Origin of the sequence: Catenulispora sp. MAP12-49, from assembly GCF_041262705.1 — a bacterium.
Lineage (GTDB): Bacteria > Actinomycetota > Actinomycetes > Streptomycetales > Catenulisporaceae > Catenulispora.
The window spans coordinates 19,637-38,742 of record NZ_JBGCCP010000055.1 but is presented as its reverse complement, the minus strand read 5'-3'; the positions used below and the strand labels follow the sequence as shown (position 1 = coordinate 38,742).

Genomic DNA, 19,106 nt, shown 5'->3' with positions numbered 1-19,106 from the left:
GTTTATTTGTCAGGACCCGGATGCCGAATCCCGGGTCTGATCGGCCCGGGATGCCAGCAATCCCACGAACGCGATTTCGAACACGCGGCGGCACGAGCGGCACGACCACCGCCGGTGGCCGCCCTCCTCCGGGCGCAGATCCTCGTCCCCGCAGTAGGGGCAGTACGCCGGTGCCGCGCGCTCGCTCATGCCAGATCCGCTTCCGAGGCGCGGACCGTCCACTGCGCGAACGTCTCGTCCTCGTGCCGCTGCTCCTGGAAGCGGCGCGCCACGCGCTCGACGTAGTCCGGGAGCCCCGCGGCCGTCACCTTCAGACCGCGCACCTTGCGGCCGAACGCGCCGTCCCCGACGTCCTCCGGGTCCTTGGTCTGCGCACCGAGGTGCCCGCCGAGGTGTACCTGGTAGCCCTCGACCTGCTCGCCGTTCTCGTCCAGGACCAGCTGGCCCTTCAGGCCGATGTCGGCGACCTGGATGCGCGCGCAGGAGTTCGGGCAGCCGTTCAGGTTGATGGTCAGTGGCTGGTCGAAGTCCGGCAGCCGGCGCTCCAGCTCGTCGATCAGGTTCGAGGCGCTCTTCTTGGTCTCCACGATCGCCAGCTTGCAGAACTCGATGCCGGTGCAGGCCATCGTCGAGCGGCGGAAGACCGAGGGCCGGACCTGCAGGTCCAGCGCCTCCAGGTTGGTGACGAGCTCCTCGACGCGCTCTTCGGGCACGTCCAGGATCAGCAGCTTCTGCTCGGCGGTGGTGCGCACCCGGTCCGAGCCGGCCGCCTCGGCCAGGTCCGCGATCTTGGCCAGGGTGGCGCCGTCGACCCGGCCGACGCGCGGGGCGAAGCCGATGTAGCGCTTGCCGTCCTTCTGGACGTGCACGCCGATGTTGTCGCGGTCGTAGGCCGGGGCCGGCTCCGGCGCGGGCCCGTCGGGCAGCGTGCGCTTGAGGTACTCGGTCTCCAGCACCTCGCGGAACTTCGCCGCGCCCCAGTCCGCGACCAGGAACTTCAGGCGCGCGCGGCTGCGCAGCCGGCGGTAGCCGTAGTCCCGGAAGATGCCGCAGACGCCGGCCCAGACGTCGGGGACCTCCTCCAGGCGCACGAAGGCGTTGAGCCGCTTGGCGAAGTGCGGGTTCGTCGACAGGCCGCCGCCGACCCACAGGTCGAAGCCCGGGCCGAGCTCGGGGTGCACCACGCCGACGAAGGAGATGTCGTTGATCTCGTGCACCACGTCCTGCAGGCCGCTGATCGCGGTCTTGAACTTGCGCGGCAGGTTGGAGAACTCCGGGTTGCCGATGTAGCGCTGCGAGATCTCCTCGATCGCGGGCGTGGCGTCGATGACCTCGGCGGCCGAGATGCCGGCCACCGGCGAGCCGAGGATCACGCGCGGGACGTCGCCGCACGCCTCGGCGGTGCTCAGCCCGACGCCCTCCAGCGTCCGCCAGATCGCCGGGACGTCCTCGACGCGCACCCAGTGCAGCTGGATGTTCTGCCGGTCGGTGACGTCGGCGGTGCCGCGCGCGTACTTCTCGGAGACCTCGGCGACGGCCCGCAGCTGCGCCAGGCTCAGCCGGCCGCCGTCGATGCGCACCCGCAGCATGAAGTACTTGTCGTCCAGGTCCTCCGGCTCCAGGATGCCGGTCTTGCCGCCGTCGATGCCGGGGCGCCGCTGCGTGTACAGGCCCCACCAGCGGAACCGGCCGCGCAGGTCGCCGCCGTCGATCGAGTCGAACCCGCGGTAGGCGTAGATGTTCTCGATGCGGGCCCGGACGTTCAGGCCGTCGTCGTCCTTCTTGGTCTGCTCGTTGCCGTTGAGCGGCGTGAAGTAGCCCTTGGCCCACTGGCCTTCCCCACGCTGTTGGCGGGGACGGCTGACGCGGGCAGGCGTGGGCTCGGTGACGGTCATGTCGGGAGGTCCTTAAGGAAGGTTCGTACGGCCGGGAGGGAGGAGGCGCGGGAGTCGAACCGCCGAAGCGCGGGTCAGAGCGCGGTACAGGCCGTACAGACCATGCTGGACAGACGTCCGTAGTCGACGTGGCGTCGACTGACGAGGGCGATTCCGGCACGGGACATGTTCATCAGCCTGGCAGCGCATCCCGGACGCGTCCACTGTCGTCCGGGATGCGGACCCGCCGTCTCGCCATCGCCCGTGGCTAGACGTGCTTGCCCTTCTTGCGGGTGGTGAACGCCACAAAACCGGCCCCGACGGACAGCGCCGCGGCGGCCAGCCCGAGGAACGGCGCGAACCGGGCCCCGGTCGCCGCCAGGCCGTGCTCGCGCCGGGAGGCGGAGGGCGGGACGGAGGGACGCCCCGACGGCCGGCTCTCGCCGGGCGTCGTCGGCAGGGGCGCGGACGACGGCGGGGAGCTGCTTGGGGAGCTGCTGCTCGAGCTCGACGAGGAGGGGCTGCTGCTCGACGACGACGGCGAGGATGGTGAGGACGGCTCTGAGGTCGAGGTCGTGGTGGTCGGCTCGGTGGTGGTGGGAGCCGTGGTCGTCGGCTCGGTGCTGGTCGGCGCCGTCGTGGTGGGCTCTGTGCTCGGCGTCGTGCTGGTCGACGAGCTCGAGTTCGGCGACGACCCGCACTCCGGCAGCACCCCGTCGAACGGATACGCGTGGATCTCGGCCCCGGCGCTCGAGTTGGTCAGAACCAGGTTCCCGGCCACGTAGACCCGGCCGTTCTGTCCCGGTGCCGAGATGGTGACCGTCCCGCTCGGGTTCCCGCCGAGGATCGAGCCCTGGAACTGGGCCCCGCCCTTGATCTCGGCCGTGGTCGCGTTCGGGATGTTCCACATCAGCCGCGGGCGCAGGTCGGTGGTCGGGTCCCCGGCCAGGCCGCTGCCGGTGTTGGTGTTCACGGTCGGGGTGGTCCCGGTCATGTTGACGAGCACGGTGGCGCCGGCTGGGATCCCGGTGAAGACAATGTCGGCGGCCCGGTCCCCGCCGATGTCGCCGGGCACGTCGAAGACCTGCAGCAGGCTGGTGCCGTCGCCGGTGAAGGTCACCTGCGGCCCGTCCACCGTGACGCTGCCGGTCGCCGTCGCGGTGGCGGCGCACTCGGAGCGGTCCTCGATGTAGCCCCGCAGCGACGAGTACTGGCCGGTGGCGTCGGCGTCGTGGATCGACTCACCCGCCGGGACCACCTCCACCTGGCCGCTCAGCGTCCCGGCATAGCGCAGGTTGCCGTAGGCCGTGGTCTTGGAGTCGTTGCCGCCGACCTGCAGCCGGTTGCCGTCCACGATGTCCACGTTCCGGCCGACGGTCAGGAAGTCGGCCCCGTCCGGCGGCGGCACCCGCGAGCCGACCCCGACCTCGCCGGCGTTGAAGATCCCGCCGCCGTTCTTGTCCTCGCGGAAGTCCCTGAGCACCACGATCTTGCCCTCGGCCTCGGCGGCCCGACCGGTCACCGAGAAGTCGGCGCCGGCGAAGATGTTGATCGCGGCGTCGCGGCCGGCGAAGTCGCCGTTGTAGGGCGGCGGCCATGTCCCCGGGCACTGCGATCCCAGGCACGCGCCCAGCGGTGGCGCCAGCGGCGAGGTTCCGGTGACCGGTCCACGGCGCCCTGCGCCACGCTCATCGCCGCCAGCGCGGCGGCGGCCAGCCCGGCCCCGCCCGCTCCGAGGACCGCGGCCTTGCGCCGGTTCTTCGTGTCGGTTCCCTGATCCGTCGCCACCGCTGACTCCCGAGTGTGATCGGTCCATCACTTTCGGTGCCGATGGTAGGAGGTCCGCTCACTGAGATAGGGGACGCCGGGGGTGGGGGCGCGCCGACCCTCACGTGCATTGGTCGGATAAAGCGATCACTCAACATCGCCGGGCGGGCGCTGGTGCCGTACCACGACCGCCACGCCTGCGACGGTCGCGGCGCAGCCGGGTCTCAGTCCCCGAAAACGCGCCGGGTGTACTCGTTGGCGAACATCCGCTTCGGGTCCACCCGGTCGCGCACCCCGAGGAAGTCCTCGAAGCGCGGGTAGGTCTTGCCCAGGTACTCGGCGTCGCGGGTGTGCATCTTGCCCCAGTGCGGCCGGCCCTCGTGCGCGACGAGCACCTGCTCGACCGCCTTGAAGTACTCGTCGAACCGCGTGCCCTGGTACATGTGGCAGGCGATGTACGCGGTGTCGCGGCCGTGCGCCGTGGACAGCCACAGGTCGTCGCCCGGGACCACGCGCACCTCGATCGGGAAGTTCACGTTCCAGCTGGAGGCGTTGATCAGCTGGGTGACCTCGCGGAAGGCCGACACGAACGCGGTGCGGGGGACCGCGTACTCCATCTCCACGAACTTCACGCGCCGCGGCGAGGTGAACACCTTGTCCGAGCGGTCGGTGTAGCTGCGTGCCGACAGTGCCGAGCCGGAGACCTTCGAGACCGTCTTGGTCAGCCGCGGCGCGGTCCGTGCCAGCCGCTGCGCCGCGCCGAACACCGAGTTCGACAGCAACTCGTCGTCCACCCAGTGCCGGAAGCCGGACAGCGGTGCGGCCGGGCCCGCCGAGCGGTTGTTGCGCTTGATGTTGGTGCTGGTCGTGTAGGGGAACCAGTAGAACTCGAAGTGCTCGTTGTTGTCGGCCAGGTCGTCGAAGCCGTCGAGCACCGCGTCCAGCTTCATCGGCTCCTCGCGGGCCGTGAGCAGGAACGAGGGCTCCGTGCGGAACGTCACGGCGGTCACGTAGCCGATCGCCCCGACGCCCAGGCGCGCGGCCTGGAACAGCTCGGCGTTCTCGGTGGGGGAGCAGATCACGATCTCGCCGTTGGCCAGGACCAGCTCCAGGGCCGCCACCTGCGCGGCGATCGAGCCCGAGGCGCGGCCGGTGCCGTGCGTGCCGGTGCCGATCGCGCCGGCGACGGTCTGGACCTGGATGTCACCCATATTGGTGAGCGCCTGGCCGTTCTCCGCGAGCAGCGCGTTGAGCTGGTGCAGCGGCATGCCGGACTCGACCGTGACCAGGCCGGCCTCGCGGTCGATCTGCTTGAGCCGGGTCAGGCCGTCCGGCTTGACCAGGATCCCGTCGGTGACCGCGGCCGGGGTGAAGGAGTGGCCGGAGCCGACCGCCTTGACCGTCATCCCGTCGTCGTCGGCGGTGCGCAGGATCTCGACGACCTCGGAGGCGGTCCGCGGGGTGACCACCTTGGCCGCCTTCGCCGTCTGGTTGCCCGCCCAGTTGGACCACTCGTTCGCGCCCGCCACGCCTCACCCGATTCTTCCGCCGGCACGCCAGCCGTGAGCCGCGCCGTTCACTCGATCGCCGGATCCCCCGGACGTAGCCAACGCGAGCCGAGCACCGCAGTCAAGAGGGCGAGGGCGCTTCCTGCCACTGGGACCAGATATGCGGTGTGCGCCCCGGAACGGTCGATGAGCCAGCCCGACACCGCCGAACCCGCGGTGATCCCGACCGCGGCGCCGGTGGTCTCGATCACCATCCCCTCGGTCAGCCGCGCCGCCGGGACCAGGTACTCCACCAGGGCGACCAGGGTGATCAGGGTCGGGGAGATGGCGAACCCGGCCAGCAGCAGCACCAGCGCCAGCACGCCGATGTTCGGCGCCAGCGTCATCGGCGTCGCGGTCACCAGGACCAGGGCCAGCAGGATCTGGATCCGCCGGGCCAGGGGTGCGGACCAGTGCGTCGCGCCGAAGATCAGCCCGGCGACGAACGAGCCGCCGGCGTAGACCGCCAGCAGCAGCCCGGACCAGTCGCCGTGGCCGTGCTCCTCGGCGAAGGCGACGGTGACCACCTCGATCGACCCGAACATCACGCCGATCGCGATCGCGCACACCAGCACCACGCGCATGCCGGGGATGGCGATCGCCGGCGGTCCGGTGTGGTGTGCGGCCGGATGCGGCTTGGGCTGGCTGCGGTGCTGGAGCAGGAACGCCGCGGTCCCGGCCGCCAGGAACCCGGTGGCCAGGCCCACCCCGGCCTCGTGGTGCACCTGCAGGGTCAGGAAGGTGACCAGGATCGGGCCGATCATGAAGACGACCTCGTCCATCACCGCCTCGAAGGAGTAGGCGGTGTGCAGCGAGGGCGTACCGGTGTACGCCTTGGTCCAGCGGGCCCGCACCAGCGCCCCGACGTTCGGCAGGAAGGCCCCGGCCAGCGCCGCCGAGGCGAACCAGGTCCAGGTGGGCTCCTTGAAGCGGACGCAGAGCATCAGCGAGATCAGCGCGGTGGTGGAGACCACCAGCGACGGGAACCCGATCTCGGCCTGGCCCCGCCGGTCGATCAGCCGCGCCAGGAACGGGCCGCAGAACGCCTGCACCAGCGCCATCGTCCCGGCCACCACGCCGGCCAGCGCGTACTTCCCGGTCGACTCCTTGATCATCAAGATGATGCCCAGCCCGAGCATCGACATCGGCAGCCGGCCCACGAACGCGGCGGAGGAGAAGCCCTTCGACCCCGGCGCCTTGAAGATCGCGGCATAGTGCTTGGCCACCATACGGCGATGGTCACACTTGTGGGACTCCTGCGCCTGCTGGGGCACCCGCGAGAGTGGGACGCCCGGTCGCCATGAATTAATCGAAACGTTGCTCACGTTCGTCCCACATGTCGCGACTATCAGATCTTTAGGTGAGACTCTTGCTGGGGACGTGTTCGCCGCGTTCGCGGTCGACGTCCCGCATCCACTGTTTTGGGAGTCATGGATGATCGCTTCGAAGTCCCTGGGCGACCGCCTCGCGGACCACTCCGGCACGCTGCACAGCATGTGGGGCGACGCCGGCGCGGTGACACTCGGGCTGGTGTTCGTCGCGCTCGGGCTGGTGCTGGCCCTGGACGTGCTCCGGGTGCTCGCCTACCGGCGCATGGACATGTCCGACCGGGGAGCGAAGTGGCTGCACGAGTCCACGGCCCGCTTCAGCAGCGGCCGGGCCGAGCACCACCGGCAGTGCAAGCGCGAGGGCCTGATGGAGGTCGTGGGCTGGGGCCTGGTCGGGCTCGGGGCGCCGGCGTTCCTCGCCGGGTTCGTCGGGCTGGTCGCCTGAGCTAATTCCGTGGCACCTGGATCGGTATGCCTGTGAGGATGCGCTGTATGGCTTACAGCGTGCGCCGCACCACAGCGGATGAGTGGCGGGACTACCGAGAACTGCGCCTGGCGGCGCTGATCGACTCGCCGACGAACTTCGGGCAGACCCACGAGCAGGCGCTCGCCATCCCCGACGAGACGTGGCAGGAGCGGGCGCGGACCAACGCCACCTCGGACTTGCAGGCCTTCTTCGTCGCGGTCGACGACACCACCGGCAAGCTGGTCGGTATGTGGGGCGTGATGCCGCACAACGCCCACCCCGGCGTGCACCACGTGCTCGGCGTCTATGTGCGGCCCGAAGCGCGGGGTACGGAGGTGGCTCGCCTCCTGAACCAGGCTTGTGTGGACTTTGCGCGGACCACGGACGCCAAGGACCTGACCCTTCTGGTCCGTGACGACAACGACAGAGGGCGCCGCTTCTACGAACGGGAGGGGTTCGAGTTGACCGGCGCGAAACAGCCGCACAACCTGGACCCCTCCCACGACCTTTTAGAGATGCGCTACCAGTTCTTCCGGTAGATCAGATCCCTATAACGTTCAGCTCCGCACAGGAGGTCCACGGGTTCCCGTTTACCTCCGTCAACGCCCGGAACCGCACATAGCGGCCCGTCGCCGCGGTGAAGTTGACCGTCTTCAGGGTGTTGTCGTTGGCGAACGTACCGGTCGCCACCGCGGTGCCCCAGTTGGTGCCGTCGGCGCTCACATAGAACTCGTACTGGCCGACCCAGCCGTGGTTGCTCCCGTCCTGTCGCGGCAGGTACGTGAAGCCGGACACGGAGTGCGACGCGGTCATGTCGAGCTGGACCTCGTGCGGGCACGGCGGGTTCGGCGAGACGTTGTACCACTGGGTGTGCCAGTACGTGGAGGTGCTGCCGTCTATAGCGTTCGTCGCCGCGCCGTTCTCGCCGGCCGTCTCCTGGCTGTCGACGTACTTCACCGTCCAGCCGGTCCGGCTCAGGACGGCCGGCGTGCCGCCGCCCCCGCTGCTGGTGGGGGCCGCGGGCTGGCCGGTCTCGATCTTCCCGGCGAAGCGGCGCAGGAAGTTGTCGCCGACGTTCGCGGTGGCGGTCAGGTCGTACCAGCCGCCCGAGGTGGACCAGGAGTGGGTGACGGTCGCGCCGCCGCCGACCGTGAAGGTCCAGGGTCCGCCGCTGATGAAGTTGTTCGCCTTGACGGTGATCACCGCCGAGGCCGTGCCGGTGTTGGTCATCGTCAGCACCAGCGCGTTGTTCGCCGTGTCGTAGCTCGGCTTGACCTCCAGGTGCGGCAGCGAGGCGTTGCTGATGGTGGTCAGGTCGCCGACGAACGAGCGCAGGAAGCCGTTGGGGCCGTGCACGTCGAGCGAGTACTTGCCGGCGCTGACGCTCTGCGCGCTCCAGTAGTCCGAGGACGTCGAGTTCGGCGCGACGAGGTACTGCCAGTTCGCGAAGGTCCGGTAGGCCATGGTGTAGGCCTGCAGCGGGACGGCCTGTGCGCCGGCGTTGGAGAAGTCCGTCCAGAACCGGCCGGCGGCCAGGTCGTACCGGCCGGTGACGTTCGGCTGGTAGAGCGTGGCGCGCTGGCTCTTCGTCCCCGACTCCTGCGTCGGCATGCTCTGCGTCGCCGGAGGCGTCGGCGCGGGCAGCGTCGAGCACTGGTTGTTCGCCGCGGTCACCAGCGGGCCGGTGGCCGGCAGGGTCGGGAACGTGGTCGTCGTGCCGGCGAAGTTCAGCGCGGTGGTCAGGTCGCCGCAGACCGCGCGCCGCCAGGCGGAGATGTTCGGCTCCTGCACACCGGTCCAGGCCTCGATCAGCCTGATCGTGGAGGTGTGGTCGTAGATCGTGGAGTCCACCCAGCCGCCCTGCGACCACGGCGAGATGACGATCTGCGGCACGCGCACGCCCAGCCCGATCGGCAGGCCGCTGACGAACTCGTCGGGGGTGCCGGCCGGCGGGGTCGGCGGGATGACGTGGTCGAAGAAGCCGTCGTTCTCGTCGTAGTTGAGGATGAAGACGGTCTTGGACCACACGTCCAAGTTCGACGCCAGTGCGGTGAGCATCTTCGAGACGTAGTCCGCGCCCAGGGCCGGGGCGTAGTTCGGGTGCTCGGACTTGCCGGCCGGGGCGACGATCCAGGAGACCTGCGGCAGTGTCCCGGCGGTGACGTCGGCCTGGAACTCCGCGACCGAGTCCGTGGACTTCACCATGCCGCGCTGGTGGAGCGGGCTGCTGGTGGCGGCGTTCTTGTACTGGTTGAACCAGGCCAGCGCGTTGTCGTCGTAGTTGTCGGTCTCCTGGTACACCTTCCACGTCACGCCGGCGGCCTGCAGCCGCTCGGGGTAGGTGGTCCAGGTGTAGCCGGCCTCGGAGTTGTCGGTGACCGGGCCGCCGCCGGTGCCGTTCGGGTCGATCATCCCGGTCCACAGGTACAGCCGGTTCGGGTTGGTCGGGCCCATGACCGAGCAGTGGTAGCCGTCGCAGATGGTGAACGCGTCGGCGAGGGCGTACTGGAACGGGACGTCCGCCCGCGTGTAGTAGCCCATGGTGTCCACGCCCTTGGCCGCGACCCAGCCGTTGTACGAGCCGTTGGCCCAGGCGTTGTGCATGCCGGACCAGCTGTGATCGAGGTCCGGGACGCACTGCGCGCTGGTGGTCTGGGTGTTGAGATGCCACGGCAGGATGGTCTTGCTGCCGTTGGGCTGGGCGGACACCGTGGTGCCGTTCTGGAACAGGTACGGCGTCGTGTCGTTGAACCCGCGCACCCCGGGCAGGGTGCCGAAGTAGTGGTCGAAGCTGCGGTTCTCCTGCATGAGGATCACGATGTGGCCGATGTCGCCGAGCGAGCCGCTCATGCCCGCGGTGGCGGCCATGGCGGTGCGCAGCGTCTCCGGCAGCAAGGCGGCACCGGCGGCCGCCGCCGCGGAGGCGGACAGGAACTTGCGTCTGGAAAGGGGAGACATCTCACTCCAGGCGTGGTGGTGGGAGATCGGGTGAGGGTGGCTGCTCGCGCGAGATGCCCTGTGAATGTAGGTGCGCATCGCAGTGCTTGTAAATGCGCGATCTGAGGCGTAACGGTAAAATCCAAGCGTCGGTGGAGGAGACTCCAAGGGAACGCCCGCCGGCCTCGCGGTCCATCGTCGCTACGGCTGTGGCCAGCGCGTCAACAACCTGTAGGGGCCTGATTCGGCTATGAGTGCCATGGCCAAATCGGGGGATGCCCGCGATGCCCCTTTCCGGCCCGGGACGGGGTTTTTGGTGATCGGCGGCCGCGCAGGCGATCATGGGCGCGTGAACCACCCGCAGCCGCCCTCCGACCCGGGGCCGCACCACGGCGGGCCGAGCCACGGGCCGAGCCACGGACCGAGCGACGGGACGAACCACGGGCCGCACCACCTCGCGCCGCACCACGAATGGCACCACGAGATCCCGCCGGAGGGCGAGGGCAGCAGCGTCGAGGCTCCGGTCGCCCCCACAGCCGCCGAGGCGACCTCCGCTCCGAGCACCGCGCGGGTGATCGCGGTCATCGCGGCCGGGGGGTTCCTCGGCGGGCCCGCGCGCTACCTGCTCGGCCAGGCGTTCCCGACCGCCGCGCACACGTTCCCGACGACGACGTTCGTGATCAACGTGACCGGGTCGTTCGTCCTGGCGGTCCTGCTGGTGTGCGTCATCGAGGTGTGGCCGCCGACCCGCTATGTGCGTCCCTTCGGGGCGGTCGGCTTCCTGGGCGCCTATACGACGTTCTCCACATGGATGATCGACACAGATCGGCTCTTGGCCGCGGGCCGTTATGGTCTGGCCGCCTTGGACGTGTTCGGCAGCCTGTTCGCCGGACTGACGGCCACGGCACTCGGCATCTTCCTGGCGCGCGCCGTTCTCGTCAGGCGTTCCCCTGGATGGTCCCGCGCATGACGCTTCTCCTTGTGGCCTTCGCTTCCGCTGTGGGAGCGCCTGCGCGGTACCTCGTAGACCGCTTGGTCGCGTCCCGGAACCGGGGCTCCTTCCCATGGGGCACGCTTGTGATCAACGTCTCCGGCGCGTTCATCCTGGGGTTGCTGGTGGGTATGGGAGCGCATGACGGGTTGTCCAAGCAGGCGGTGGCGATTCTCGGTACCGGCTTCTGCGGGTCCTATACGACCTTCTCGACGTTCAGTGTCGAGACCGTGCGGCTCGTGGAGGAACGGGCGTTCGCCAAGGCCGCCTCGAACGTCGGCGTGAGTCTTGCCGCGGGCCTGCTCGCGGGGGCGGCCGGATTGGGGTTGGCGCAGTGACGACACGGCAGAACGAGACCGCGATCCAGCGGGTCGTGAGCGAGGCCTGCGTCCTGGGTGGTGCCGGACGCGCGATCCTGCTCCAGGTGGCGCACCCGAAGGTGGCGCAGGGAGTGTCCGAACACAGTCGCTTCACGGAGAATCCCCTTAAGCGACTGCGCGGGACGTTGGACTTCATCTACGGCACTACGCTCGGCACTTCTGAGGAGTCCGCGCGGGTCGCCAGTGTCGTGAACCGGATCCACACGTACGTCACCGGGGCGGGGTACTCCGCGAATGATCCGGACCTCCAACTGTGGGTCGCCGCGACGCTCTACAAGTCGGCGGTCCAGATGTACGAGCTGACGCTCGGGCCGATGCCTGCCGCGATGCAGGAGGAGTTCTGCCGGGAGAGCGCGCTATACGGAACTCTCCTCGGCTGTCCCGAGGACATGTGGCCGTCTTCTGTAGCGGAGTTCGAGAAGTACTGGGACGGTGCGCTGGCGGCACTGGTGGTCTCCGACGATGCCAAGCGCATCTGCCACGACCTGCTCTACAGCCGGGCGGTCCCGTTCTATCTGCGTCCGCTGTTGCCGGTGAACCGGCTCATCACGACCGGGCTGCTGCCGGAGCACTTGCGGGACGAGTTCGGGCTCGTCTGGGACGCGCGGCGCGAGCGGCTGTTCCGGTTCGGGGTGCGTGCGGCGCGGCTGGCGTACCCGCGGGTTCCCCGGCGGGTACGTCGCCTGCCCATGACGTTCTACATGCAGTACTTCCGTAGGCGTTTCCGCGCCTATGCGTGAAGCTCCTCCTCGCCGTTCCCTTCCGTCTCCACGTACATCTGGCCGATGACGTCGGCGTAGCGCTCGGTGATGACGCGGCGGCGCAGGCTCAGCTTCGGCGTGACCTCGCCGGTATCCGGGGTCCAGGGACCGGGGATGATCGTGTACTTCTTCACCTGCTCGACCCGGGAGAGCTTGGCGTTGGCCTTCTCCACTGCCTGGTCCACGGCGGCGCGCGCCTCGGGGGAGTTCGCGGCGTCGCCGGCGTACACGTCCGCGTCCAGGACGATCAGCGCCGTGACGTAGGGGCGGCGGTCGCCGATCGCCACCGCGAACCCGACCGCCGGGTGCGCGGTCAGGTGGCTCTCGATCAGCGTCGGGGCGATGTTCTTGCCGCCCGAGGTGATGATGAGTTCCTTCTTGCGGTCGGTGATGGTCAGGAAGCCGTCGGCGTCCAGGGTGCCGACGTCGCCGGTGGCCAGCCAGCCGTCGGCGTCCAGCGGGGACAGCACGCTGCCGTCCGGCTGCAGGTAGCCGGCCAGCAGGATCGGGCCGCGGACGAACACCTCGCCGTCCTCGCCGATCCTCAGCTCCACCCCCGGCACCGCCTTGCCGACGGTGCCCACGCGGTTCGCCTCCGGCGTGCACACCGTCGCCGCGCCGCTGGTCTCGGACATGCCCCAGACCTCCATCAGCGGGACGCCCAGGCCGTGCAGGTAGCGCAGGGTCTCCACCGAGATCGGGGCCGCGCCGCTGGTCGCGCGGGTGACCCGGTCCAGGCCGAGCAGGGAGCGGGCCGGGGCCAGCACGGTGCGGTCGGCCTCCTCGACGGCCCGCGCCAGCTCCTCGGGCACCTGCTTGCCGGCCGTGAGCAGCTCGGAGGCCTCCAGGGTGAGCGCGTGCGCCTTCTCGAACGCCTCGCGCTGCGCCGGATCGGCCCCCTTGACCAGGCCCTGGACCCCCGCGGCGAGTTTCTCCCAGATGCGCGGCACGCCGAACAGCCCGCCGGGGTGGACCCGGCCGAGCGCGCCGACGACCTGGCGCGGGTCGGGGCACAGATGGACGTGCGCGACCTTCATGACGGAGCCGTACAGGCTCAGCTCGCGCTCGGCGATGTGCGCCAGCGGCAGGTAGGCGATGGTGTCCGGGAAGTCCTCGATCGTGGTGATGGCGTCGACGACCGCCGCCTCGTACAGCACGTTGAGATGCGTCAGCACGACACCCTTGGGATCACCGGTGGTCCCGGAGGTGTACATCATCCCGACCGGATCCTCCGGCCGGATCTGCTTCCACCGCTGCTCGAACAGGCTCGGACTGCCCGCCAGCCGCTCCCGGCCGATCGCCATCACCGCGCTGTAGGGCAGGAACTGCTTGCCGTGCGCGTCCTCGCCGGTGACGACGCAGTCGGCCTCCTCGACCACGATGAGATGCCGCAACGCGGGCAGGTCCGCCAGTATCGGCTGCCAGCGCTCGATCTCCTGCCGGCCCTCCAGCACGACGATCGGCGCGGCACTGTGCGCGGCGACGAAGCCGATCTGCTCGGTGGACAGGGTGGCGTAGGCGGTGCAGGGGATGGCGCGGGCATGTTGGGCGCCGTAGTCGGTGATCCAGTGCTCGGGCCGACTGGACATCATGGTCAACAGCCGGTCCCCGGGCTCCAGGCCCAGCGCCACCAGCCCCTCGGAGAACTCCGCGGCGCGCTCCCGCAACTCGGCCCACGTCAGGGTACTGGTCTGCCCGTCGGCATCCGGAGCACTCGTGATCGCCGCCCGCTCCCCGAACTCGACCGCATTGCGCTCCAGCAGCGATGGCACGGTCTGCCCCGCGATCACGGCGAAGAAGTCCTCGGCGGCGTTGTCCACGGTTCCGGTCACGACGAACCTCCTGCGTCGGCGGCGTTTCGGCAAACACTAAAACCGCCCACCGCCCCACGGAAGAGCCCTGACTGGGCCGAAAGAGTGCACCGTCCTCGAACCCTTGTGCCCGATTGGCGAAGAATGCGAGCATAGTCCCACGGCAAATCCGGGGCAGGCGATCACCCCGCGAACAACCCAGAAACCCAGCATCAGCACATCAGCACATCCAGGGGGATGCACCGATGAACGAAACCACCGTCACCGTGGTCGGCACCGTCTGCAGCGACATCCGCTACGGCCAGTCCACCGACAACAACCCGATCGCCCGCTTCCAGATCCGCAACACCCCCCGCCGCTACGACAAACGTACCGGCACCTGGACCGACGGCGACCCCAACTACTTCAGCGCGGTCTGCTGGCGCTCCCTGGCCGACCACGTCGCGAGCAGCATGGGCGTCGGCGACCCCGTGGTGGCCACCGGCCGCCTGCGCATCAGCCGCTGGCGCCGCGGCGAGGAGAACATGACCACCGCCGAACTCGACATCCAAGCCATCGGCCACGACCTCCGCTGGGGCACCACCGTCTACCGCCAGTCCACCCCGCCCGGCGGCACCCGCATCCCGGGCCCCGGCCGCCGCCGCGAGGAGGCGGCGGCCACGACCGAGACCGAAACGACGGCCCTGCCGACGGCCGGCCCGGAACCCGCGAGCGTTGAGAAAGCGCCCGCACCCGCGGAGGTGATGAGCCTGCCGGCGGCGGCATGACACGACGCTGACTTCAAGCGCTGAGCCAGGCGACCGGTCGCGGGGACCGGTCGCCCCGGCGAATCCGGCAGCGGCAGCACCGGCTGCCCACCACGATCCCGGCCGAGCCATCGCGCCGCTGATCGGCCACGCGGCCACGCGGCCGCACGGCCGCACGGCCGAGCCGCGCACGCACCCCGCCCACATGAGCCATGCGGCGCTGGCTGCCCACCACGATTCCGGCCGAGCCATCGTGCCGCTGATCGGCCACGCGGCCGCACGGCCGAGCCGAGCACGCACCCCACCCACATCAGCCATTCGGCGCCGTCTGCCCATCACCCGCGCCGGGCACATAATCGCAGTGGGTGACATGAAGCGCGGTCGCGCGCGATGGATTCCAGCACTGGCGGTCAGCGCCGCCGTGGCCGCAGCGGTCACCGGCGTGGTCTGCGCGCGCACCGTGTCGGGCCCGGCCGCCGCGCCCGCGCAGGGGCTCGCCGTCGGCAGCACGTTGCCCGCGGCGAAGCCCGCCGCCGTTCGCGGGAACCAGCCGCACGCCTACCCCCTGCAGGCCCCGCTCGTCGCGGCGGCGGCGCGGGCGTTCGCCGACGAGGGGCAGTGGCGGGTGCTCGCCGCCGACTCGCGCGGGGTGCCGGTCGTGCAGGGCACGATGCTGCGCGCCGCCGGGACGTCCTCGCCGGTGGCGATCGCGTGGATCAAGGAGTCCGCCGCGCGGTTCGAGCTGCATCCCGGGTATTCGCAGCCCGGCGGTAGTTGGTCGCAGCCCGACATGGTGCCGCGGGATCGGCGGGACGGGCTTGTCGCCACGTGGAATGGCGGCTTCCTGATGGGTGATTCCGGTGGTGGCTTCTATCTCGGCGGCAAGCAGTACGGTCCGCTCGTGCCCGGGGTCGCCGCCGAGGTGTTCCGGAGTGATGGCTCGTTCACCGTCGGGGTGTGGGGCCGTGATGTGACACTCGGTCCCGACATCGTCGGGGTGCGGCAGCAGCGGCGGTTGATGATCGACGGCGGGCGGATCGCCGGGGACATCGACTCGCTGTTCACCTGGGGTGTCACCGATGGCGGCGCCACCTACGTGCGGCGCTCCGGGGTCGGTGTCACCGCGGACGGCGACGTGGTCTTCGCGCTCGGTCCGACGATGTCGCCGCGGTCGCTGGCGACCGCGCTGCAGCAGGCCGGCGCCGTGCGGGCCATGGAGCTGGACATCAACATCAGCTGGCCGTCCTTCATGGCGTACGACTCCTCCGCGGACCCCGGTGATCCGCGTCCCTTCAAGTGGGGCGACTACCCGCGGGCCGCCGAGCGCTACTTCAGTCACTCCGCGCGCGACTTCGTCGCCGTCTATGCGCGCGCCACTGGTTCGCAAGGGGAGTGTGTGGACGCCGGTGGTGTGGCGCGTTGGCGTCCCGGCGGCGATGCTCCCGGTCAGGCTATGGCCTGCTGAAGGGGCGGGAAGCGGCGGGATCCGGGGCGTGACCGGCGGCGCGGTGGTGAACGGCGAGTGAATCAGGGTCCTGAAGAAGGGGTGGTGTCGGAGCGTCGGAGCAGGTGAGCCCCGTCACATCCCCGCCTTCCGAGTGACGGCGTCATAACCATTAACCCGCGGCAACTAAGCTCTAGGTTATGGCGGAGTACATTTACACCCTGCGCAAGGCGCGTAAGGCCCACGGCGACAAGGTCATCCTCGACGACGTGACCCTGTCGTTCCTTCCTGGGGCGAAGATCGGCGTCGTCGGCCCGAACGGTGCGGGTAAGTCCACCGTGCTGAAGATCATGGCCGGGCTGGAGACGGCGTCGAACGGCGACGCCAACCTCGCACCCGGCGCCTCCGTCGGCATCCTGCTGCAGGAGCCTCCGCTGGACGAGTCCAAGAACGTCCTGGAGAACGTCCAGGAGGCCGTCAAGGAGACCCTGGACCTGCTCAAGCGGTTCAACGAGATCGCCGAGCAGATGGCCACCGACTACTCCGACGAGCTGCTCGCCGAGATGGGCAAGCTGCAGGACGAGCTGGACCACCGCAACGCCTGGGAGCTGGACTCGCAGATCGAGCAGGCCATGGACGCCCTGCGCTGCCCGCCCGGCGACGCCGACGTCAAGGTGCTCTCCGGCGGTGAGAAGCGGCGGGTGGCGCTGTGCAAGCTGCTGCTGGAGGCGCCGGACCTGCTGCTGCTCGACGAGCCCACCAACCACCTGGACGCCGAGTCGGTCAACTGGCTCGAGCAGCACCTGGAGAAGTACGCCGGGACCGTGGTCGCCGTCACCCACGACCGGTACTTCCTGGACAACGTCGCGCAGTGGATCCTGGAGCTGGACCGCGGCCGGGCCTACCCCTACGAGGGCAACTACTCGACGTACCTGGAGACCAAGGCCTCGCGTATGCGGGTCGAGGGGCAGAAGGACGCCAAGCGGCAGAAGCGCCTGAAGGAAGAACTGGAGTGGGTCCGCTCCAACGCCAAGGCGCGCCAGGTCAAGAGCAAGGCGCGGCTGGCCCGCTACGAGGAGATGGCCGCTGAGGCGGACAAGATCCGCAAGCTGGACTTCGAGGAGATCCAGATCCCGCCGGGCCCGCGTCTGGGCAGCGTCGTGATCGAGGTGTCCGACCTGGTCAAGGGCTTCGACGACCGGGTGCTGATCGACGACCTGTCGTTCACGCTGCCGCGCAACGGCATCGTCGGCGTCGTGGGTCCGAACGGCGCGGGCAAGACCACGCTGTTCAAGACCATGGTGGGCCTGGAGCAGGCGGACGGCGGCTCGGTGAAGGTCGGCGAGACCGTCTCGATCTCCTACGTCGACCAGAACCGCGCCGGCATCGACCCGAAGAAGAGCCTGTGGGAGGTCGTCTCCGACGGCCTGGACTACATCAAGGTCGGTCAGGTCGAGATGCCCTCGCGGGCCTACGTCTCGGCGTTCGGCTTCAAGGGCCCGGACCAGCAGAAGCCGGCCGGGGTGCTCTCCGGCGGCGAGCGCAACCGGCTGAACCTGGCGCTGACCCTGAAGCAGGGCGGCAACCTGCTGCTGCTCGACGAGCCCACCAACGACTTGGACGTGGAGACCCTCACGTCGCTGGAGAACGCGCTGCTGGAATTCCCCGGCTGCGCCGTGGTCATCTCCCACGACCGCTGGTTCCTGGACCGGGTCGCCACGCACATCCTGGCGTGGGAGGGCGACTCGAAGTGGTTCTGGTACGAGGGCAACTTCGAGGGCTATGAGAAGAACAAGGCCGAGCGCCTTGGCCCGGAGTCGCTGCGCCCGCACCGTGCCACCTACCGGAAGCTGACGCGCGACTGATGACCGGCACCGCCCAGACCAGCACGGACCGCACGAGGACCGCCTCCCCGGCCGGACCGGGGAGACGGCACGTGTACCTGTGCCCGCTGCGGTGGTCCGACATGGACGCCTACCAGCACGTCAACAACGTGGTCTACCTCCGCTACCTGGAAGAGGCGCGGGTGGACTGGATGTTCCGCCGCGCCGCCGAGGCCGGGGTGGAGGGGTTCGCCACGTTCGGCACGGTGGTGGCCAAGCACGAGATCGAGTACCGGCGCCCGCTGGTCTACCGGCCCGAGCCGGTGCGCGTCGAGGTCTGGGTGACCGCCATCGCCACGGCGAAGTTCACCGTGGCCTACGAGGTCAGCGACGACGAGGCCGTCTACGCGACCGCTTCCTCGGTTCTGGTGCCGTTCAACATCGAGGGAAACCACCTGCGGCGGCTGTCGCAGGTGGAGAAGGACTACCTCGCCGAGTACTACACCCCGGCGGGAGCGTGAGCGCGGTGTCGGCGCTGCGGCTGGCCGGTGCGGACGAGGCGGCCGACCTCGGCGGATACCTCACGCGGCTGCTGCGGTTCGACAAGGCCGCGGCGGTACGGGTGGTGGCGTCGGGCTCGGCGGTCGGGGTCTACGGGCAGCCGCCGTTCGACGTGCTGACCCTGCGCACCCTCGCACTGGATCCCGCCGGATCGGCGGCCGGGGCCGAAGCCGATTCCGGCGGTGGCGCCGAGGTCCGGACCGCCGTGCAGGTCGAGGCCGACGTCACCGTCTCGGCCGGCGACCTGCTGCACGCGATCGCCGACGACGGCGAACTGCCGCTGCCCCGCCCGCTGGCCGGGGCGACCGCCTGGACCGGGTTCCTGCCGCCGCGCTCCGGCTGGCGCACGGTCGGCGAGTTGCCGGTGGCGGAGGTGGAGACCGCAGCGCTCGGCGGCATCGCCGAGTTCAAGGCGCGCGCCGAGGCGATCCCGGACCGGGAGCGGACGCGCGCGGAGGTGGACCGGATCGCCGCGGAGATCTGGGACCGTCCCCTGTCGTTCGGGCTGCCGGTGCGGGCTGCGCACGCCGCGCGCGCCATGGCGTTCCTCGGGCAGGCGCAGTCCGCGTCGGCCGCGGTGCGCTCGGCGGGCCGGTGGCTGCGGCTGGACGCGCCGTTCGGGACGATAGTGCTGCGGACCGGGTCCGGTCTGCTCAGCTGAGAGCCCCGG

The 19,106-nt window shown here is 70.0% G+C and carries 17 protein-coding genes; 10 read left to right on the top strand and 7 right to left on the bottom strand.

What is annotated here, in order from left to right; all coding sequences use genetic code 11:
* Positions 1-9 precede the first annotated feature (9 nt).
* The 5 genes from ABIA35_RS46370 to ABIA35_RS46350 all read right to left on the bottom strand — a co-directional run bounded on the left by ABIA35_RS46370 (position 10) and on the right by ABIA35_RS46350 (position 6,417).
* Positions 10-189: a hypothetical protein gene (locus ABIA35_RS46370; RefSeq protein ID WP_370347003.1), complete on the bottom strand. Its 180-nt coding sequence runs from the start codon at positions 187-189 to the stop codon at positions 10-12.
* On the bottom strand, positions 186-1,895 hold the full coding sequence (locus ABIA35_RS46365; protein WP_370362262.1) for a nitrite/sulfite reductase: 1,710 nt from the start codon (positions 1,893-1,895) through the stop codon (positions 186-188). Before ABIA35_RS46365 ends, ABIA35_RS46370 begins: the two co-directional genes overlap by 4 nt.
* 247 nt (positions 1,896-2,142) lie before the next feature.
* Positions 2,143-3,690 carry a choice-of-anchor A family protein gene (locus ABIA35_RS46360; RefSeq protein ID WP_370362261.1) on the bottom strand — a complete coding sequence of 516 codons (1,548 nt, stop codon included), beginning with the start codon at positions 3,688-3,690 and terminating at the stop codon, positions 2,143-2,145.
* A 175-nt stretch (positions 3,691-3,865) separates the two neighbouring features.
* Entirely contained in the window at positions 3,866-5,170 is a 1,305-nt protein-coding gene (locus tag ABIA35_RS46355) for a D-arabinono-1,4-lactone oxidase (RefSeq protein WP_370347009.1), read from the bottom strand.
* 47 nt (positions 5,171-5,217) lie between these two features.
* Positions 5,218-6,417, bottom strand: a complete 1,200-nt coding sequence (locus ABIA35_RS46350; RefSeq protein WP_370362260.1) for an MFS transporter — start codon at positions 6,415-6,417, stop codon at positions 5,218-5,220.
* Between the two features lie 205 nt (positions 6,418-6,622).
* Here ABIA35_RS46350 and ABIA35_RS46345 point away from each other — a divergent pair, with 205 nt between their 5' ends.
* Together ABIA35_RS46345 and ABIA35_RS46340 are read left to right on the top strand one after the other, a co-directional pair.
* Positions 6,623-6,961, top strand: a complete 339-nt coding sequence (locus tag ABIA35_RS46345) for a hypothetical protein (protein WP_370347013.1) — start codon at positions 6,623-6,625, stop codon at positions 6,959-6,961.
* A 47-nt stretch (positions 6,962-7,008) separates the two neighbouring features.
* Positions 7,009-7,521 carry a GNAT family N-acetyltransferase gene (locus ABIA35_RS46340; RefSeq protein WP_370362259.1) on the top strand — a complete coding sequence of 171 codons (513 nt, stop codon included), beginning with the start codon at positions 7,009-7,011 and terminating at the stop codon, positions 7,519-7,521.
* A gap of 1 nt (position 7,522) precedes the next feature.
* Here ABIA35_RS46340 and ABIA35_RS46335 read toward each other — a convergent pair whose 3' ends face one another.
* Complete coding sequence (locus ABIA35_RS46335) at positions 7,523-9,940, bottom strand: phosphocholine-specific phospholipase C (RefSeq protein WP_370362258.1); 2,418 nt, start codon at positions 9,938-9,940, stop codon at positions 7,523-7,525.
* Between the two features lie 328 nt (positions 9,941-10,268).
* Here ABIA35_RS46335 and ABIA35_RS46330 point away from each other — a divergent pair, with 328 nt between their 5' ends.
* Genes ABIA35_RS46330 through ABIA35_RS46320 form a run of 3 tightly spaced genes read left to right on the top strand, consistent with a single transcriptional unit; the run spans position 10,269 to position 12,030 of the window.
* On the top strand, positions 10,269-10,889 hold the full coding sequence (locus tag ABIA35_RS46330; RefSeq protein ID WP_370362257.1) for a CrcB family protein: 621 nt from the start codon (positions 10,269-10,271) through the stop codon (positions 10,887-10,889).
* The gene (crcB, locus tag ABIA35_RS46325) at positions 10,874-11,248 is read left to right on the top strand and encodes a fluoride efflux transporter CrcB (protein WP_370362256.1); all 375 of its coding nucleotides are present in this window, start codon (positions 10,874-10,876) and stop codon (positions 11,246-11,248) included. The genes ABIA35_RS46330 and crcB overlap by 16 nt, the downstream gene beginning before the upstream one ends.
* Positions 11,245-12,030 (top strand): oxygenase MpaB family protein, encoded by a 786-nt coding sequence (locus tag ABIA35_RS46320; RefSeq protein WP_370362255.1) that lies wholly within the window; start codon positions 11,245-11,247, stop codon positions 12,028-12,030. Before crcB ends, ABIA35_RS46320 begins: the two co-directional genes overlap by 4 nt.
* Here ABIA35_RS46320 and ABIA35_RS46315 read toward each other — a convergent pair.
* Entirely contained in the window at positions 12,021-13,883 is a 1,863-nt protein-coding gene (locus ABIA35_RS46315; protein ID WP_370362254.1) for a long-chain fatty acid--CoA ligase, read from the bottom strand. The two genes, ABIA35_RS46320 and ABIA35_RS46315, sit on opposite strands and share 10 nt — an antisense overlap.
* Before the next feature lie 224 nt (positions 13,884-14,107).
* On the opposite strand from ABIA35_RS46315, the gene ABIA35_RS46310 reads away from it, so the two are divergent.
* The 5 genes from ABIA35_RS46310 (at position 14,108) to ABIA35_RS46290 (ending at position 19,097) form a co-directional block, all read left to right on the top strand.
* Entirely contained in the window at positions 14,108-14,629 is a 522-nt protein-coding gene (locus tag ABIA35_RS46310) for a single-stranded DNA-binding protein (RefSeq protein ID WP_370362253.1), read from the top strand.
* A 349-nt stretch (positions 14,630-14,978) separates the two neighbouring features.
* A complete protein-coding gene (locus tag ABIA35_RS46305) occupies positions 14,979-16,073 on the top strand; it encodes a phosphodiester glycosidase family protein (protein ID WP_370362252.1) in 1,095 nt (364 codons plus the stop codon).
* 179 nt (positions 16,074-16,252) lie between these two features.
* Positions 16,253-17,917 (top strand): energy-dependent translational throttle protein EttA, encoded by a 1,665-nt coding sequence (gene ettA / locus ABIA35_RS46300; RefSeq protein ID WP_370347032.1) that lies wholly within the window; start codon positions 16,253-16,255, stop codon positions 17,915-17,917.
* A complete protein-coding gene (locus ABIA35_RS46295) occupies positions 17,917-18,396 on the top strand; it encodes an acyl-CoA thioesterase (protein ID WP_370362251.1) in 480 nt (159 codons plus the stop codon). The genes ettA and ABIA35_RS46295 overlap by 1 nt, the downstream gene beginning before the upstream one ends.
* The gene (locus ABIA35_RS46290) at positions 18,393-19,097 is read left to right on the top strand and encodes a hypothetical protein (protein WP_370347036.1); all 705 of its coding nucleotides are present in this window, start codon (positions 18,393-18,395) and stop codon (positions 19,095-19,097) included. Before ABIA35_RS46295 ends, ABIA35_RS46290 begins: the two co-directional genes overlap by 4 nt.
* Positions 19,098-19,106: the final 9 nt, after the last annotated feature.

Bases quoted from the DNA above. Each gene is read 5' to 3' on its own strand.
- ABIA35_RS46370 (WP_370347003.1), bottom strand. From the start codon at position 189: ATGAGCGAGCGCGCGGCACCGGCGTACTGCCCCTACTGCGGGGACGAG.
- ABIA35_RS46365 (WP_370362262.1), bottom strand. From the start codon at position 1,895: ATGACCGTCACCGAGCCCACGCCTGCCCGCGTCAGCCGTCCCCGCCAA.
- ABIA35_RS46360 (WP_370362261.1), bottom strand. From the start codon at position 3,690: ATGGACCGATCACACTCGGGAGTCAGCGGTGGCGACGGATCAGGGAAC.
- ABIA35_RS46350 (WP_370362260.1), bottom strand. From the start codon at position 6,417: ATGGTGGCCAAGCACTATGCCGCGATCTTCAAGGCGCCGGGGTCGAAG.
- ABIA35_RS46345 (WP_370347013.1), top strand. From the start codon at position 6,623: ATGATCGCTTCGAAGTCCCTGGGCGACCGCCTCGCGGACCACTCCGGC.
- ABIA35_RS46340 (WP_370362259.1), top strand. From the start codon at position 7,009: ATGGCTTACAGCGTGCGCCGCACCACAGCGGATGAGTGGCGGGACTAC.
- ABIA35_RS46335 (WP_370362258.1), bottom strand. From the start codon at position 9,940: ATGTCTCCCCTTTCCAGACGCAAGTTCCTGTCCGCCTCCGCGGCGGCG.
- crcB (WP_370362256.1), top strand. From the start codon at position 10,874: ATGGTCCCGCGCATGACGCTTCTCCTTGTGGCCTTCGCTTCCGCTGTG.
- ABIA35_RS46310 (WP_370362253.1), top strand. From the start codon at position 14,108: ATGAACGAAACCACCGTCACCGTGGTCGGCACCGTCTGCAGCGACATC.
- ABIA35_RS46305 (WP_370362252.1), top strand. From the start codon at position 14,979: ATGAAGCGCGGTCGCGCGCGATGGATTCCAGCACTGGCGGTCAGCGCC.
- ettA (WP_370347032.1), top strand. From the start codon at position 16,253: ATGGCGGAGTACATTTACACCCTGCGCAAGGCGCGTAAGGCCCACGGC.
- ABIA35_RS46295 (WP_370362251.1), top strand. From the start codon at position 17,917: ATGACCGGCACCGCCCAGACCAGCACGGACCGCACGAGGACCGCCTCC.